Origin of the sequence: Nitrosospira sp. Is2 (assembly GCF_033095785.1) — a bacterium.
Classification (GTDB): Bacteria; Pseudomonadota; Gammaproteobacteria; order Burkholderiales; family Nitrosomonadaceae; genus Nitrosospira.
This window is the reverse complement of sequence record NZ_CP137134.1, coordinates 1,295,352-1,310,462: the sequence shown is the minus strand read 5'-3', so window position 1 is coordinate 1,310,462 and position 15,111 is coordinate 1,295,352. Positions and strand designations below refer to the sequence as shown.

At 52.6% G+C, this 15,111-nt stretch carries 14 protein-coding genes; 8 read left to right on the top strand and 6 right to left on the bottom strand.

Going from position 1 to position 15,111, the window contains the following annotated elements:
* The first annotated feature begins 67 nt into the window (after nucleotides 1-67).
* From aceF to rng, 6 genes are all read left to right on the top strand, one after another.
* Entirely contained in the window at nucleotides 68-1,417 is a 1,350-nt protein-coding gene (aceF, locus tag R5L00_RS05735; protein WP_317653721.1) for a dihydrolipoyllysine-residue acetyltransferase, read from the top strand.
* Nucleotides 1,418-1,480: 63 nt separating this feature from the next.
* Nucleotides 1,481-2,152 carry a nicotinate-nucleotide adenylyltransferase gene (gene nadD, locus R5L00_RS05730; protein WP_107693654.1) on the top strand — a complete coding sequence of 224 codons (672 nt, stop codon included), beginning with the start codon at nucleotides 1,481-1,483 and terminating at the stop codon, nucleotides 2,150-2,152.
* Nucleotides 2,149-2,622: a ribosome silencing factor gene (gene rsfS, locus R5L00_RS05725; protein ID WP_107693655.1), complete on the top strand. Its 474-nt coding sequence runs from the start codon at nucleotides 2,149-2,151 to the stop codon at nucleotides 2,620-2,622. The genes nadD and rsfS overlap by 4 nt, the downstream gene beginning before the upstream one ends.
* Before the next feature lie 11 nt (nucleotides 2,623-2,633).
* A complete protein-coding gene (gene rlmH, locus R5L00_RS05720) occupies nucleotides 2,634-3,104 on the top strand; it encodes a 23S rRNA (pseudouridine(1915)-N(3))-methyltransferase RlmH (RefSeq protein WP_107693656.1) in 471 nt (156 codons plus the stop codon).
* Nucleotides 3,105-3,143: 39 nt separating this feature from the next.
* Nucleotides 3,144-3,767, top strand: coding sequence for a Maf family protein (locus tag R5L00_RS05715; RefSeq protein ID WP_107693657.1), 624 nt, complete (start codon nucleotides 3,144-3,146; stop codon nucleotides 3,765-3,767).
* 25 nt (nucleotides 3,768-3,792) lie between these two features.
* Entirely contained in the window at nucleotides 3,793-5,244 is a 1,452-nt protein-coding gene (rng, locus tag R5L00_RS05710; RefSeq protein ID WP_107693658.1) for a ribonuclease G, read from the top strand.
* A gap of 63 nt (nucleotides 5,245-5,307) precedes the next feature.
* Here the strand turns inward: rng and R5L00_RS05705 are convergent, their stop codons facing one another.
* From R5L00_RS05705 to R5L00_RS05695, 3 genes are all read right to left on the bottom strand, one after another.
* A complete protein-coding gene (locus R5L00_RS05705; protein ID WP_107693659.1) occupies nucleotides 5,308-6,540 on the bottom strand; it encodes an ammonium transporter in 1,233 nt (410 codons plus the stop codon).
* A 381-nt stretch (nucleotides 6,541-6,921) separates the two neighbouring features.
* Nucleotides 6,922-7,701: a PEP-CTERM/exosortase system-associated acyltransferase gene (locus R5L00_RS05700; protein ID WP_317653720.1), complete on the bottom strand. Its 780-nt coding sequence runs from the start codon at nucleotides 7,699-7,701 to the stop codon at nucleotides 6,922-6,924.
* 322 nt (nucleotides 7,702-8,023) lie between these two features.
* A complete protein-coding gene (locus R5L00_RS05695; RefSeq protein WP_258192641.1) occupies nucleotides 8,024-8,227 on the bottom strand; it encodes an outer membrane lipoprotein-sorting protein in 204 nt (67 codons plus the stop codon).
* 104 nt (nucleotides 8,228-8,331) lie between these two features.
* On the opposite strand from R5L00_RS05695, the gene R5L00_RS05690 reads away from it, so the two are divergent.
* The gene (locus tag R5L00_RS05690) at nucleotides 8,332-8,511 is read left to right on the top strand and encodes a hypothetical protein (RefSeq protein ID WP_107693660.1); all 180 of its coding nucleotides are present in this window, start codon (nucleotides 8,332-8,334) and stop codon (nucleotides 8,509-8,511) included.
* 358 nt (nucleotides 8,512-8,869) lie between these two features.
* Here R5L00_RS05690 and R5L00_RS05685 read toward each other — a convergent pair whose 3' ends face one another.
* Together R5L00_RS05685 and R5L00_RS05680 are read right to left on the bottom strand one after the other, a co-directional pair.
* On the bottom strand, nucleotides 8,870-9,835 hold the full coding sequence (locus tag R5L00_RS05685; RefSeq protein ID WP_317653719.1) for a fatty acid desaturase: 966 nt from the start codon (nucleotides 9,833-9,835) through the stop codon (nucleotides 8,870-8,872).
* 491 nt (nucleotides 9,836-10,326) lie between these two features.
* Nucleotides 10,327-11,373: a methyltransferase gene (locus R5L00_RS05680; protein ID WP_107693662.1), complete on the bottom strand. Its 1,047-nt coding sequence runs from the start codon at nucleotides 11,371-11,373 to the stop codon at nucleotides 10,327-10,329.
* Between the two features lie 613 nt (nucleotides 11,374-11,986).
* Here R5L00_RS05680 and R5L00_RS05675 point away from each other — a divergent pair.
* Nucleotides 11,987-13,588 (top strand): FAD-binding oxidoreductase, encoded by a 1,602-nt coding sequence (locus R5L00_RS05675; protein ID WP_317653718.1) that lies wholly within the window; start codon nucleotides 11,987-11,989, stop codon nucleotides 13,586-13,588.
* Nucleotides 13,589-13,665: 77 nt separating this feature from the next.
* Here the strand turns inward: R5L00_RS05675 and R5L00_RS05670 are convergent, their stop codons facing one another.
* Complete coding sequence (locus R5L00_RS05670; RefSeq protein ID WP_107693664.1) at nucleotides 13,666-14,511, bottom strand: PEP-CTERM sorting domain-containing protein; 846 nt, start codon at nucleotides 14,509-14,511, stop codon at nucleotides 13,666-13,668.
* Nucleotides 14,512-15,111: the final 600 nt, after the last annotated feature.

Sequence of the window (15,111 nt, the reverse complement as noted above, 5' to 3'; positions counted from 1 at the left end):
CGTCCCAGCACCCCGTGGCTATCTCGACGAATTGGCAAGTATCGTAAACAGAATTGAGGGAAGAGGCGTGGCAGAAACCAAACAGGTATTAATTCCCGATATTGGCGACTTTAAAGACGTCCCCGTGATAGAAGTATTGGTAAAGGCCAGCGATACGGTGGAGGCGGAAGATCCATTGGTTGTGCTTGAATCAGACAAGGCGACGATCGAAGTACCTTCGCCCTGTTCCGGCGTCATAAAAAACATATCTGTAAAAGTGGGTGACGAGGTTTCAGAGGGTACACTCGTTTTGGAGATGGAAGTCGCCCCTACGGGCAGTGCCGTATCGGCTGAACAGGTTGCTCCCACCCAGGTTTCCTCGTCACCCCAGCCCGAGCCCCAGCGATCTCCCACCGCAGCCGAGAGTTCCCGTCCTGCTCCTCGCCCAGTCGCTGAGGTGTCGAATTCCGCTCCAGCTTTATCCCCCCTCCGCCAACCCGCAGGCAACTTGTCGTCACCGGATGAAGCCATGTTGGCAAAGGCGCACGCCAGTCCGGCAGTGCGGCGTCTCGCGAGGGAACTCGGCGTAAACCTTGGCCTGGTCAGAGGTACGGGACCGAAACAGCGGATACTAAAGGAAGACGTACAGGCTTACGTCAAAGCGGAACTCTCCCGGCCGCGTGGCGGCAACGGCACTGAGCTTAATCTGCTACCGTGGCCCGATGTCAATTTCGCCAAATTCGGGCCCGTCGAGTTGCGATCCTTGTCGCGTATAAAAAAAATGGCCGGAGCCAATTTGCATCGTAACTGGGTAATGATCCCGCACGTCACCCAATTTGATGAGGCCGATATTACGGAGTTGGAGTCATTACGCAAGGAATCCAACGAATCAACGAAGGAAGATGGCGTAAAGGTGACGATCCTTGCGTTTTTGATGCGAGCGTCGGTAGCCGTATTGAAAAAATTTCCTGAGTTCAATGCTTCACTTGCGAGCGATGGGGAAAACCTGGTGGTCAAGAATTATTACCATCTCGGATTCGCGGTCGACACGCCGAATGGGTTAGTGGTGCCAGTGATTCGGGACGTAGACCAAAAAGGGGTAATCGCTATTGCGAAGGAAATGGCTGACCTGGCGGGACTGGCCCGTGAGGGCAAGCTCAAGCCCGTCGACATGCAGGGGGCAAGCTTTACTATTTCCAGCTTGGGAGGGATTGGCGGCACTGCATTCACACCCATCATCAACGCGCCGGAAGTTGCTATCCTTGGGGTATCCCGGAGCAGCATGAAGCCGGTCTATCACGATGGGGAGTTCGTCCCTCGTTTAATACTGCCATTATCTCTGTCTTATGACCATCGTGTGATTGATGGCGCGACTGCTGCGCGCTTCACTACTCATTTGGTCGAGGTCCTTGCGGATATGCGGCGAGTGCTGTTGTGACCTTCGACTGTCTTGGAAGAGGCCGGCAGTTCCGCTGTTCCGCGGCTCCCACATCGCAGCGCAATGCATAGCTCTGAATGTTCGCTTGTCGGAATTTTTGGCGGAACCTTTGACCCCGTACACTTTGGTCATTTGCGAGCAGCCGAAGAAATTGGCGAATTAGCCGGTTTGCGGGAAGTACGTTTTATTCCTGCGGGGATGCCTCGTTTACGCGCCAACCCTGTCGCAGCAGTTCATCATCGTGTGGCAATGATTCAACTGGCGATCGAGAATAATCCCAGGTTCAAGCTGGACGAGCGCGAAGTTCAGCGGCAGGGGACAAGCCGGAGCGTCGAATCGCTGCGAGAAATGAAGCAGGAGTTGAATGGGGTCGGGCTGTGTTTCATTACCGGTGCTGATGCTTTCACTAAACTGGCCGAGTGGCACAGTTGGCGCGACCTCTTCAAGCTATGCCATTTCATTGTTGCAGCCCGCCCCGGGCACGCCTTAACGAAAAGCCGCGATGAGCTGCCGGGGGAGCTAAAGGAAGAGTGCGCAGCCCGCTGGGTTACCAGCGTGGACAGCCTCAGACAGACTCCCAGTGGTTTGATTTTTGTGGCACCGACCACCTTGCTGGATATCTCTGCCACAACCATTCGCGAGCGCGTGGCTGCAGGGAAAAGCCTTCGTTATCTGATTCCAGATGCCGCTCTAAATTATATTGCTGCAAATCACCTGTATTCGGAAGAACTATGACCCTTGCCAAACTAGTAAAAACCGTTGTGGCCGCGCTTGAAGAAATCAAGGCACGAGATATCGAAGTGTTGGACGTTCGAAAAATATCCACGCTATTCGACCGCATGATTATTGCCAGTGGCGATTCTTCCCGCCAAACAAAGGCGATTGCGAATAACGTGGCGGAAAAGGTCAAAGCAGCGGGAGGTTCGGTTTATGGCCTGGAAGGGGAAGAAACTGGGGAGTGGATTCTGGTAGACCTGGGGGACGTGCTGGTGCATGTCATGCAGAGTACCGCGCGCGCGCACTACAACCTGGAAGAACTGTGGGCGGAGGCAAAAAAAATAAAGCGCGCAACTGCATCCGCTCCAGGCGCGAGAAGTCTGACATCAAATTCCGGGGAGTCCAGCAGAACTCCAGTTCAAACGGCGCCCAAAGTGAGAACAGGCAAGGCCCGCGGATCCCAATTGGATCCGGAAGCGGAGGACTGAGCAGTTGTACTATGAAATTCTTCATTTGCACAGTTGGACATAAAATGCGGCCATGGGTCGAAGCCGCGTTTCAGGAATATGCGCAGCGTATGCCCCATGAGGCTGCAATTGAACTGATTGAAATCAAGCCTGAGAAGCGCGGAAGCGGTAAAAGTGCGGAACAATTGCTGGCTGCCGAAGGCGCCCGTATACGGGCGGCTATACCACCGAGGTGTCGTATCGTGGCAATGGATGAACGTGGCAGCCAGTGGACGACCGCCATCCTGGCGGATTCCATTACCAAATGGATGAAGAACGGTGGTGACACCGCTTTTCTCATCGGCGGCGCAGACGGGTTGGATCCCCGTATCAAGAATTCCGCTGACGAGATTTTCGCGTTATCGGCCCTGACGCTGCCGCACGGGTTCGTGCGCATACTGTTGGCGGAGCAGTTGTATCGCGCCGTATCGCTTATCAAAGGGCATCCTTATCACCGGGCATAGAGCCACGACCCTGGGTACTTCGAAGAGGACCTGGACATCATAACGCTTCGTCCAAATTGGATTTACCTTGCTTCTCGCAGTCCGCGACGACAGCAACTGCTATCACAGATTGGCGTTAACTTCGAGGTTCTATCGCTGCGCGAAGCCTCGCCCCGGATAGCGGATGTGGACGAAACACCGCTGCCCGATGAAATCCCGTTGGACTATGCCCGGCGTATTGCGCTGGTAAAGGCTGAGATGGGGCGGCTCCGGCTAGTCCAACGGGGATTCCCCGATCGTCCGGTGCTTGCGGCGGACACGGCAGTAGTGCTAGGCAAGCGTATTCTGGGAAAGCCAGCAGACCCGGCTCATGCGAAGGAAATGCTGGAGACACTTTCGGGGCAGACCCACCACGTATTAACCGCAGTCGCGGTGGCTGCCCAGACTGGGGTACAAGTGCGCACATCGACGACCATGGTTGAGTTCCGCAATATCACCGAAAGGGAAATACGCGCATACCTTGCATATAGCGAGGCGCAAGATAAGGCTGGCGCGTATGCGATCCAGGGAAGGGCGGCAGTTTTTATCTCCGCCATTTCGGGTAGCTACAGTGGGGTGGTAGGGTTGCCGCTATTCGAAACAGCGCAGTTGCTGGAAGAATATGGAATACGCCTTTTTACCTGAGTTGTACTAATGCACGGCAAATTTTATGAATAGTGAAATTCTCGTCAATGTCACGCCGCAGGAAACGCGCGTTGCGGTGATCGAGCAAGGTGCCGTGCAAGAGTTGCATATAGAGCGCACCAGCAGCCGGGGCATAGTGGGGAATATTTACAACGGTCGTGTCATCAGGGTGCTGCCGGGAATGCAATCAGCCTTTGTCGATATCGGACTTGACCGGGCCGCCTTCCTTCACCTTGCAGACATCTGGAGGGTGCGCCAAGGCGAGGATGCGGGAAAGCCTATCGAAAGATTGCTGCATGAAGGGAAGAACATCCTCGTGCAGGTGATCAAAGATTCAATTGGCACAAAGGGCGCACGTCTTTCTACTCAAGTGAGTATCGCGGGGCGCATGCTCGTCTATCTGCCACAGGTATCTCATATCGGCATTTCCCAGCGCATCGAAGATGAAACCGAGCGAAAGTCGCTCCGGGAGAAACTCAAGCATTTGGTGGCTGCTGGTGAAAAAGGCGGTTTTATCATCCGGACCATGGCGGAAGCCGCGAGCGAGGAGGATTTGCAAACCGACATCGAATATCTGCACAAGTTGTGGCACGACATCAAGGAAAAATCCCTCACTGCTCGGCCTGGGCTGCTATATCAGGATTTGAACCTTAGCTATCGCGTGCTGCGCGATTTTATAAATGACGATACGGCGCGTATTCTCGTGGATTCCCGCGAAACGTTTCAGAAAATGACCGCGTTTGCCGATATCTATATGGCGAACGTGAAGGGACGAATAGATCATTATGCTGGAGAGCGTCCGCTGTTCGATCTCTACGGGGTGGAAGACGAAATCGAGAAGGCGTTGGCGAGGCGTGTCAACCTGAAATCAGGAGGTTATCTCATTGTCGATCAAACTGAGGCATTGACCACCGTAGACGTCAATACCGGAGGATATGTCGGAATACGCAGTTTTGACGATACTATTTTCAAAACCAATCTTGAGGCCGCCCAGGTTATTGCCCGCCAACTGCGCCTGCGAAATCTGGGGGGCATTATTATCATTGACTTTATAGATATGGAGAACACGGAACACAAGAGCGCCGTGCTCACCGAATTCAAGAAATCACTGACAAAAGATCGGACGCACATGACGGTTAACGGGTTCACCGCACTGGGACTGGTGGAGATGACGCGCAAACGGACGCGTGAAAGCCTGGCTCACGTCGTGTGCGAAATATGTCCTACCTGCCAGGGCCGCGCCAAAGTGAGAACGGCACAGACGATGTGCTATGAAATTTTGCGCGAATTATTGCGGGAATCCCGGCAATTCGATGCGCGCGAATTTCGCATTCTCGCGTCGCAACAGGTCATCGACCTGTTTCTCGATGAGGAGTCACAAAGCCTCGCCCAACTGGCGGATTTTATCGCCAAACCTATCAGTTTGCTGGTCGAGGCAACCTATACGCAGGAACAATATGATGTGATCCTGATGTAAGTCCACTTAAGGTCCAGCCCTGGAACATCCGCCGATTTCTCGGTAAGGATCCTCCTTAAATTGCTAGATCTTGTGGTGCGTCTCGATTTCGAGTCCTACCACCGACCCCATCTCCGCTGTTTCAGGCGCCTCGATATGGGTGAATGCTTCACTGTCCTCGTAAGCGAGGTCGGTCGTACCTGTGGCCTTTATCAGCTTACCGGCGATTAGACCCGTAGCAAACGCGAACGTTACACTGAACACAATACCGACGAACTGAGCCACTGCGATGCCTGGTACTACAAGGATTGCAATAAAAGCTCCCAGCAGTCCCGGCATGCCATGCAGATTGTGCACTCCACACGTATCCACGATTTTAAAGCGGGCTTCCAGTTTCGGTTGCACGAACACGTAACCGATAACGCTGACAGCGCCGGCCAACAGACCGATTGCAAACGCACCGCTCGGCGACACGATATTGCATGTCGATCCTATAGCGACGCCTCCGGCTAGTGCTGCGTTTGCCATGTCAACCATGGATGTTTTGCCCTTATGAAAATAGGTGCTCAAAAAATAGGTGCTGAGGGTAGCCCCGCATAGGGCGAGTACCGTGTTGACGACTGTCTGCGGCATCTCCTCGAAGGGAACGATTGCGGTTGCAAAGCTGGGCCAAAAAAGCCATAGCACCATGGAACCAAGCATGGCGAAACGGTCGGAAGTTGCGTCAGATTCGATCGGCTGCATCCGCTGCCGCGCCGTCGTCAGCGCGAGTGATAACCCCAAGCCAAAGTAGGCACCGAACGCATGAATGATCACCGATCCCGCGGTATCCTGATAACCCTCTGTCAAGCCCATTCCATTATCCAGCACCAGCCATTCGTTCAACAGGTAGGCGGGAACCAGCAAAATTGCAAGTAGCGAATATTGGAAAACCCGCAATCGGCCGAGCACGGCACCCATCGCGATCAACGCAGTGGCTACGGCAAATTCTGCAAAAAGCAGCGCTTTGACTGTGTTTGGCGCAATTTCGTGGGCAAACACTCCGTTGGCGCGGAGGAGCATATACAGTGGGAGCCCGGTTGCGACCACAAGATAGGTGCCGGTTGTCGCGCCAAAGCCGTATCGTCTGACGAACACCATGAGGAAACCAAAACCGACCAGCAACATTGCCAGGATGTGGATAACATAATTGTACTGCGCTACCTGGCGAGCCTCGTTCAGCTCGGCGGTGAGGCCGCCCTCGCTCGCCGAAGCGCCGAAACACAGCAGAAACAAATTGGCGATTCCGAACAGCATTAAGCAGAGGTTTTTTTTCATTTGATTTCCCTCCCTTCTTCAGATTGTTGGGTGACCCACTCAGGAGTGTGATCCTCAATAGCCTTAAAAACAATAGGGATTTTATAAATATGTTGCCACGTGAAGATCGGTTATTGCTATGAAAGAAGAAGTGTTTCAGCGGCGGGTGGGGTTGGCGGCAATCTGTGGAATTTCGGGCAATGGCATGTTTAGGAGGAGTATTGCATGACGATTTTCCCCTTGTTGCCTTTTGGCTGGGCCATGTAGGAACTTACCAAGGACGCGGGAAAATTCATACGGAGCGTCCAGGCGAAGACGGATTGGGGAGCGTGCAACGTTAAATGTGGAACTGCTCGCGCGGGACCACCTCCACGTTAAAGGCTTACTGAAGCGTTTCTGTTATTAGGTTACGGCTCTTTGAATATCAGCGGCAATGGCATGATATAGAGAGTGAAATATTGTGCGCATCTCATCGATGATGCTCGTGACATTCATTACCGCAGGGACGCGCTCTCCACGGTGCTCAATCGCTTCCCCGATGATCTGCAGCTTGACGCCGAGCTTGGAAAAATGCACTGCCTGCCTCCGTTCCGTCAGGACGAATAAAGTATCTATACCGCTTATGCGGGCGAGCTCGGTCGTACCGAGATAGAGTCCGAGCGGGATATAGGGAAAGCGCCGCGACTTCCCTATCTCGGAGTCTTCGTCAGCAAGACTTACCGGGCTGTTCGCCTCCCCTTTGCGTCGCCGATAGCTCGCAACAACCGCCAGCCTGGATACTTCAGCAATACGATTGCGAGGCAATTCCGCTGGATCAATAATTGACCGGTCTAGCGCCTTGGCGCAGGTTCTTTCGAAAGGCAAATGGTAGTGGCGATCGTCCGGCCTTGGCCGCACAATGCGTGTACAACCGATAAATTCCCCCGTTTTGACGCTGCGCATCAAAAGGTGCAGCGAATTCGAGTCATGCTCGTCGGTTTCAAGCCCGTCCTGCCGCATAGATTCAAATTTCAGGTCTTCACAATAAACCTGGTGCCGTACCCGAAAAACCTCGTCCTTAAGCGCGCTTGAGAATGCTGGCACGATTTCAAAGTATTGATGGAAAATACTGCCCAGATCGAGTGACTCAGACACAGGCGTGGCTCGATCTTCCAGGCCGTTTGTGATAGTAGTTTGTAGCACTTTGATTCACCCGCTATTGAAGTTTTTTTAAATAGTCTTTCGTAAAAATCTTGTCCTCCAGATCCTTCAGTTCATTTCCGAACATTCGAGTACGGATGTTTCCGACTGGCGGAGAGCGTCTTCCATGACCACGCGGATTAGACGCTGTACCCCAGCAGCTTCTTGAAGTTCTCGTCGCGAGCCGGTTTAAGAAAACGATTTAATAGTAAGTAAAACTCGGCGCGATAAGACCAGAAGTTAGACTACCGCACCCAATCTCAAACCCTCTGGTACGTGACACTTGTCAATGCCGGGTAGGTCGAGTACGCAATGGTTTTCACAATCAATCAGTTCTTTTCGCGAAAAATGTAGCGGTATAGTTACCGGTAAAATTCGCTCGCGCCAAATCGCCGTTTGTTACTTGGCCGGTGGGCTGCTGAGATAGTGATAGCCGTACTGGCTGGAAAACGTCCGGTACAAAAATCCAGAGGTCCCGTCCCTTCATCAGTAGAATCTGGCCTCGCTCCGAGGCGGGTGCGGTAGTCATTACCAGGCTGTTCTCATTGCCCTTGGAAAGATGCGGTATCTATGCAGGTCCTCGGACTGGCCGGGCCAGTCATTTGTTGATGATGGCCACGGGTAGCAATTGCAATGGCCCTGGCGACACAACCAAAAATTGTCCTGGCCGTCGTGCCGACCGCAAATTTTGGCCATAAGTCAGGCGACGGTATTCCTCAGGTGATGAAAGAAATTAACGGCAATTTCAAGACAACCTTTATTTTTTCCACTCATGACCTTTGTGTTATGGAGATGGCCGAAGGGCTGATATAAAACGGGCAGCTAACAGAGGAGGAGGTAAGAAATGAGAAACGCGCTACGCAATCGCGCCGTAATCCGCGGATGTAATCGTGTAATCGGGGGTTGGCTGGTCCAAATGGGGATGGATGGAATACAGCGGAAAATTCGGATTTTCGGGCAGTGGACCTATCGGATTGTTTTGGCCACTTCGATCAGAGCGGCCGCGTCTAAACTGAACTGCATTTCCTGTCCTGACGCCGGTTATGCCGATCGGATTGCTTCATGGATACGGTCAACCCATACGTGACGGTTAGCGGCGATTGACGCTTAACCGCGATCGGCCGACTGCTCCCAGCCTGAGTTCTAAAGTGCTTGCTCCAAGCAAGGAGCGTTACTTGGCGAGTATGCGTCGACGGATGAAGTCTGCGTACCCATGCAAAACATTTTCCCGGTGCACGAGGTTTGCCTCGGTATACATGCGATGAACAAGTGGCAAAGTTGTGAATGATAAGCCAGGGAACATGTGATGGTAGTGATGCAAAGTAAAATTCATATTGGGCAATAGCGCGCGCTCCCACCAGGAAAGTTCAATCAGATGCGTGGAGTCATTGAGTTCCGTGGAATTTACGTTGTATTTGTGTTCGCTGAGCGCGCCTAACCGAACTAGGCATTGAGCAACGGTAAGCAGCGGTAAAATCCAGTACAAAAGAAAATACACCCACCCACCGCTATACGACAGCGCACCTGCGACGACAATCCAGAATGTCGGGCGAACCCACTGCGGGGTCGGGTAGCGACGGCGAAACTCGTCACGCACGCTATCTGTTTCAAGCTTTTTGCTGCGAATCAGGCGCACGATATTTATCCCAAGTATATCCTGCAGCAACATGCGCGCGAATTGTCCCCGGGACATAGGGATACTCCATTCCGTGCCCGATTTACGAGCGTAGTCGGGATCCTTTTCCGTATAGAAGTATTTGTGATGTGCAAGATGCACTTGAGCATACCCCTCGACCGTCAATACAAGCAGGGGATAAGCGGCAAAAAGATTTGTTATCAAGTCACCATATCGTCCTCGCGAGCCCAGTCGATGAACCTGCTCATGAACCAACAGCCCAAGCAAATTCTGGCGCGTCGCGACCAGAAATATCGTGGCCAGACTCATCCATACGTTGTCCAGCCAGATCGCAAGCGAGATGGCACCAATAATTACACACCAGGCGCCGATCAATTGGCGCATAAATGGAGCGGCCCGAGCGCCCACGAGTTTTCTGATCTGCGCCCGCATCTCGGCTTCTCGCTCCGGACTGGCGGCTTTGATTATTGGAGGTAATGTCTTCTGGTTAACGGCTGTCATAACCATAACGCGGGGTTTCCTCAAATACTGGAGGTCCACTGCCGGGGAAGAAGGTAAAGTTTCTGCTACGTTATTATAAGGGCTTAACTGATCGGCTCAAATAATGGAACAGGCGGGTTTTCCAGCTTTTTTTCGAACGATCGTGGTATAGGTAGAACGTACGTCGGAAACACGTGGGGGCATGCATACATTTCTATCCAGCTAAATAGGAAAATTAAGGCCCAAGCAGGTTAGTAGGGGCGTCGATAATTTTGACGTCGCGCCTCCACGACGCGGGGGCGAGAAACATGTCCCAACGCTCGTCAACAGATAGATGGTGCCCGGCCAAAATCTGCAGAGCTTCATAAAAACTCCTTGTCCTTGTGGATTCTCGCCTTCGTTAATAATTGAACGCATCGATTAACCACGTCTGATCAGGCCGCTGAAGGATGGCCGAAACAGGTGAGCGGTCAGTTGGACACGGGCTTTTCAAACTACTGCGAAGACCCGAATCATTTCTTGAAGCCCACTAAAATTCCATGATTGACTGGCAGGCCTTGATCCAGGCGCACAACGCGTTGGAAACCAGCGTCCTCTAGAGCTGCTTCATAATCTTTCCATGGGTGCAACATGCCTTCACCCGTGGCAATGGCTAGAAAGTATGGGGAGCCTAAAGCAGTGCTGAGTGGACCCCTGTCATCATCCCCACCCATCATGTTAAAAATTACGACTGCGCCCGTCTCCGGCAGCGCATCAAAAGTGCGCTTGAGCAGGATACGATTTCTGTCCATGGACCAGATAGTTAGAATGTGGCAATAAACAATGCAATCAGTCCCGGAAGGGAAAGGGTCATGAAAGAAATTACCCGGGTGAGTAGACACACGGTCAGTCATTCCCGCCTGTTGAATATTATGCTTTGCGTATTCGCAAACGGACGCGGAGTCGAACACGCAAGTTTTAACCATTGAGTGATGTTGTGCGATCGCCAGAGCATTGGTTCCATCACCTCCGCCAGCATCAACCACCAGCTTATAAGGGCTGAAGTCCATGGCTTTAGGCAAGAATTGGTTAGCCAATCTGGACAGCCCGCTCATCGCGTCCTGGAAAACTTTTTCCAGGGTTTTATCATGGGTTAAGCGCCCATACAAATTGGACTCCGTCCCGGAGAACCTGGTTAAGCCGACATTACGGCTTTCTTTCAGCGAACGAACAAAATCCATCATTCCGGGATACACGATATGCGCTTGCCAACCAAGAATGGTTCCGGCATAACCCGGCTTACCCTTTACCATCCGCTCTTCCGTCAATTGGGCATTATAGTAACGTTCATTCTCTAACCTGATAATTCCCAATGCTGTTAAGCCAATGAGCAGAATCCGCGCCGGCTGAAGAGCCAATTTCAGGGACTGGGCGAGTTCGTCCAGTGTTTGGGCTGGCCGAATTGAAAGCTTGTCGTAGAGATCAAGCTCAATCCCGGCCCATAAAAGCTGGAAGGCGGTATGCCCGGCAGACAACAATATAAGACCTTCCTCGTCAATTTCTGTTGGGACTTTAGACATTTTCAACTCCTATCGGGATTTCTCTAAACGCTATTTGGCGGTATCCGGAATAAGCGTTAAATGGATAACGGCAGAAAACACGACGAGTTGATCTACAGGGGAATGTGAGGCCGAATCTTTCGAGACACGGCGCGTCAACGAAGTGATACAGGTCCGCCAACTCAGCCGTAATAGTAAATGTGGGGCATGACGGTGATCAGGTCAGTTCGCAGCGAGTGCGCGGCAAGCCGGAGCGGCGCTGGATTATTGTTATTTGCTGCCGTTAGAATGAGGTCCGCACTGGACTAGGGATACTTTTGCGAGTATGTCGAGGTGCACAGACCGGATCTGACGAGGCGCAGGCCCTGGACTTGCATGTAGTCCGGCTTTCGGCGCAGCGGCTCAGTGAAGGCGTGAATGGTATTATGAGCTGGCGAGAGGCGCGGTACCTCAGGATTAACCGCTGGACTGTACCCATATTCGGAGAAAAGTAATGGTGGTGTGTTGTTCAACGAATGCCATCTTTGGTGATCTATACCGACCGTTGGCGACCTTCAGAGCGCGAGAGGTGCTGTTAGAGAATCCTTCTCATGTATCTGACTTTCAAACCAACTGATTTCACCAGGAGATTATTGTGAATTGTAGAGCATTCCTGGATAGAGTAGCCGAGGAGCTTGGCAGCAGCAGAGTGTTCTCTCAATCGACGGCAAGCGCAAGGTATGGCAGTTGTACCATGGGGACCCAGCGGATCATTTCCGGAGCCGTGCGGCCCATCTCCAAGGCCCAGGTCCAGAGCATCGTTCAGGCCTCCCGGGAATTCGGCGTGCCGTTATACCCTATCAGCACTGGCAATAATTGGGGGTACGGCAGTTCTCTTCCGACAGCCGATGGATGCGTCATCGTCGACCTTTCCGACATGACCGCCATTACACTCGATGCTGAAACAGGGTTGGCTACGCTTGAGCCGGGCGTCACCCAACGCATTCTACGGCAGTATCTTGACGAAAATTTTCTGAGGTTTCTTTGTCCAGTCACCGGAGCAGGTCCGGATTGCAGTTTAGTCGGCAATGCCCTGGAGCGAGGTTACGGCATTACCCCCTACGCAGATCATTTTATGGCAGTAATGTCTCTAGAGGCGGTTCTTCCTGATGGCAGGATTTATAGACCGCCCCTGGCTGAATTAGGTTGTCCCGAGATCGATAAAGCGTTCAAGTGGGGTGTTGGTCCGTTCCTGGACGGCATTTTCTCGCAGGGCGCATTTGGGATAGTCACGGAGATGACCATAGCGCTTGCACCCTTGCCGGAACGGGTGGAGGCCTTCTTCTTCGGGTTGCCAGGAGATGGCGATCTCGAATGTGCCGTGGACTCCATTCGCGACTTATTGCGCGACGTTGGAGCCGACCTTGGTTCAATCAATCTGCTGGACATGCGTAGAGTGTTATCGATGATGGAACCCTATCCTCGTGATCACCTTGACCAAAACGGGTTGATCGACGAGCAGTACTTATCGGAAATAGCACGACAGAATCAGGTAATGCCTTGGATGGGGACGGGCGCAATATATGGACATCCGTACGTGGTTCGCGCTGTAAAGAAGCTAATCAGGAAGAACTTGCCGAGCGCTTTTAAAAAACTGGTATTTTTCACTCCCCGCTCCGTAGGGAATTTCAAGCGACTAAGCGATTTTATGCCAGGAAAGGCGGGACAGGGTTTGCAAAACATGCTCGCGACGCTTGATAAAACGTTACAGGCGCTGGCCGGTTCGCCCAGCGAGGTCGCGCTACCTCTGGCGTATTGGATTTCCGGCAAGAAACCTGACGGTAACACACCGTTGAATCCTGCACGTGATGGTTGCGGCTTGATATGGTACACCCCGCTCGTACCATTGCGCGCTGAAAAGGTGCGGGAGTATGTTCAAATGGTACGGGGAATCTGTGTTGCGCATCGTGTGGAGCCCTTGATAACGCTAACGAGCCTGTCTAATCGTTGTTTTGTCAGCTCGGTGCCGCTACTGTTCGACCGGGCCAGGGAAGAGGCCGTTGAACGGGCGGTAAAATGCTACACTGCGCTGATTGAGGCTGGACGGGAAATCGGTTGCATTCCTTATCGGGCCACAGTAGATTCGATGGAGTGCTTCATAAAACCGGAGGCGCCCTACTGGCAAATTGTATCTGCCCTCAAGCGCGAACTCGACCCCGAGGGACTGCTCGCGCCGGGGCGGTATTCACCGCGTTAACGGCCCTAATTTAAAGAAAAAAAAGCGCCCACCAAGGTGGGCGCTTTTTTTTCTAACTTAAGTACTGTGGCTGACGATCAGGCTTTGCGGCGGCGGGATGCTGCGCCGAACCCAAGAAGACCGATACCAACAAGCGCGAGCATGCCCGGCTCAGGAATTTCGGTAGAGCCGCGAAGGTTTGCCGTTCCTTGGTAGCACCAGGCGCCGGCAGCGGCGGTTCCGTTGGCGCAACCTCCCGCGAATCCGTTGGCGAGGTCCATCGGGTTCAGCACAAAGTTGTTGAAGGAGCTGGTAAGTGCTATATCCGTCGGGTTGCCTGCCGAATCCAGAATACCGTTTGCGTTGAGAAAATTAATCACATTCACATCGCCCGGGCCTGACACATCAAACAAGCCAAAGCCGCTACCGCTCAGAGTTGTGCCGGTAAACAGGCCGACACCGTTGAGGACGGCCGACGGATCCGCTGCGCCTCCAAGATTATTATGGCCCGTCAGCGTTGCCCAGGGATTGCCGCCATTGAGGCCCTGGATGGTCGCTACGTTTGTGGGGGAATCTTGAACCAACAAATTGATCGGCGCGCTATTGCTAAAGAACACGGAAACGGTCGAGCTGGTGAACTCGACATAGCTCGAGGAGAAGTTTTGTGAATTGTTGAACTGCGCAACATAATAAAGTCCGCAGTTTCCGCTTCCGTCGGAGCAATAGGTATTGTCACCATTGACGGTAGTGATGAATCCATACGCCGTCGCATTCTGGCCATTGCCGTTGACAAAAGTTTGGGCTAGCGTGGCAGTTTCCAGATGAGTGCGGGAGGGAGCTCCGCCCAGTGTTCCGAAATCAACTCCGCCCACAGTGACAGCTAATGCCGGAGCGGATGCGGCAATCCCTACGGCGGCAAGAAGTGTAGTTATCGTCTTATTCATAATTTGATCTTTAAAGGATTATTAAAATTAACATCGGGTTTGGAGTTTTTAAAAACTTGAGGCCCCGCATCCTTATAAGCAAATGGCGTGCCTGCTATCGATTTATTTACATAACTAGCTGATGGAACAGGAGAAATAGCGTATTTCCCGGTAGGTTATTAGCGTCCTCTCATATGAAGGTGTCAACATGAGCGACAGAAGAGGCTGAGATTGCGAATTTTTGCTGTGTCTGATATGCCCCGGAGGATCTATTGAAAAATAAGGTCGAGCCTGTGGCGCTCGGTTATGAAAGAGGTTTCAATTTGCTGATCAGTACAGGGCAGAGTTAACGGCGGTACAGGTTCCCCATCAATAGCCTAGGCGGAGACGTATTGGCGAAGGACCTTGTGTCGAAACAGTAAGTGTCCGGGGGCGGATAGGGAAAACTTTAGTGTGGGCGGGTAATACTGTTTTACGGGGATTGGGGTGGGGGCAAAACGGGAAAAATCCGGGAAAAACCGGCTGGTTTCGTTACTGCCTGGCATCGTTTTGTGTGCGGAAGGATGTGGTCTAATTTTCCTCTTGGGCTGACCGTATTTCCCCCTCGGCGGGAAATTGGCC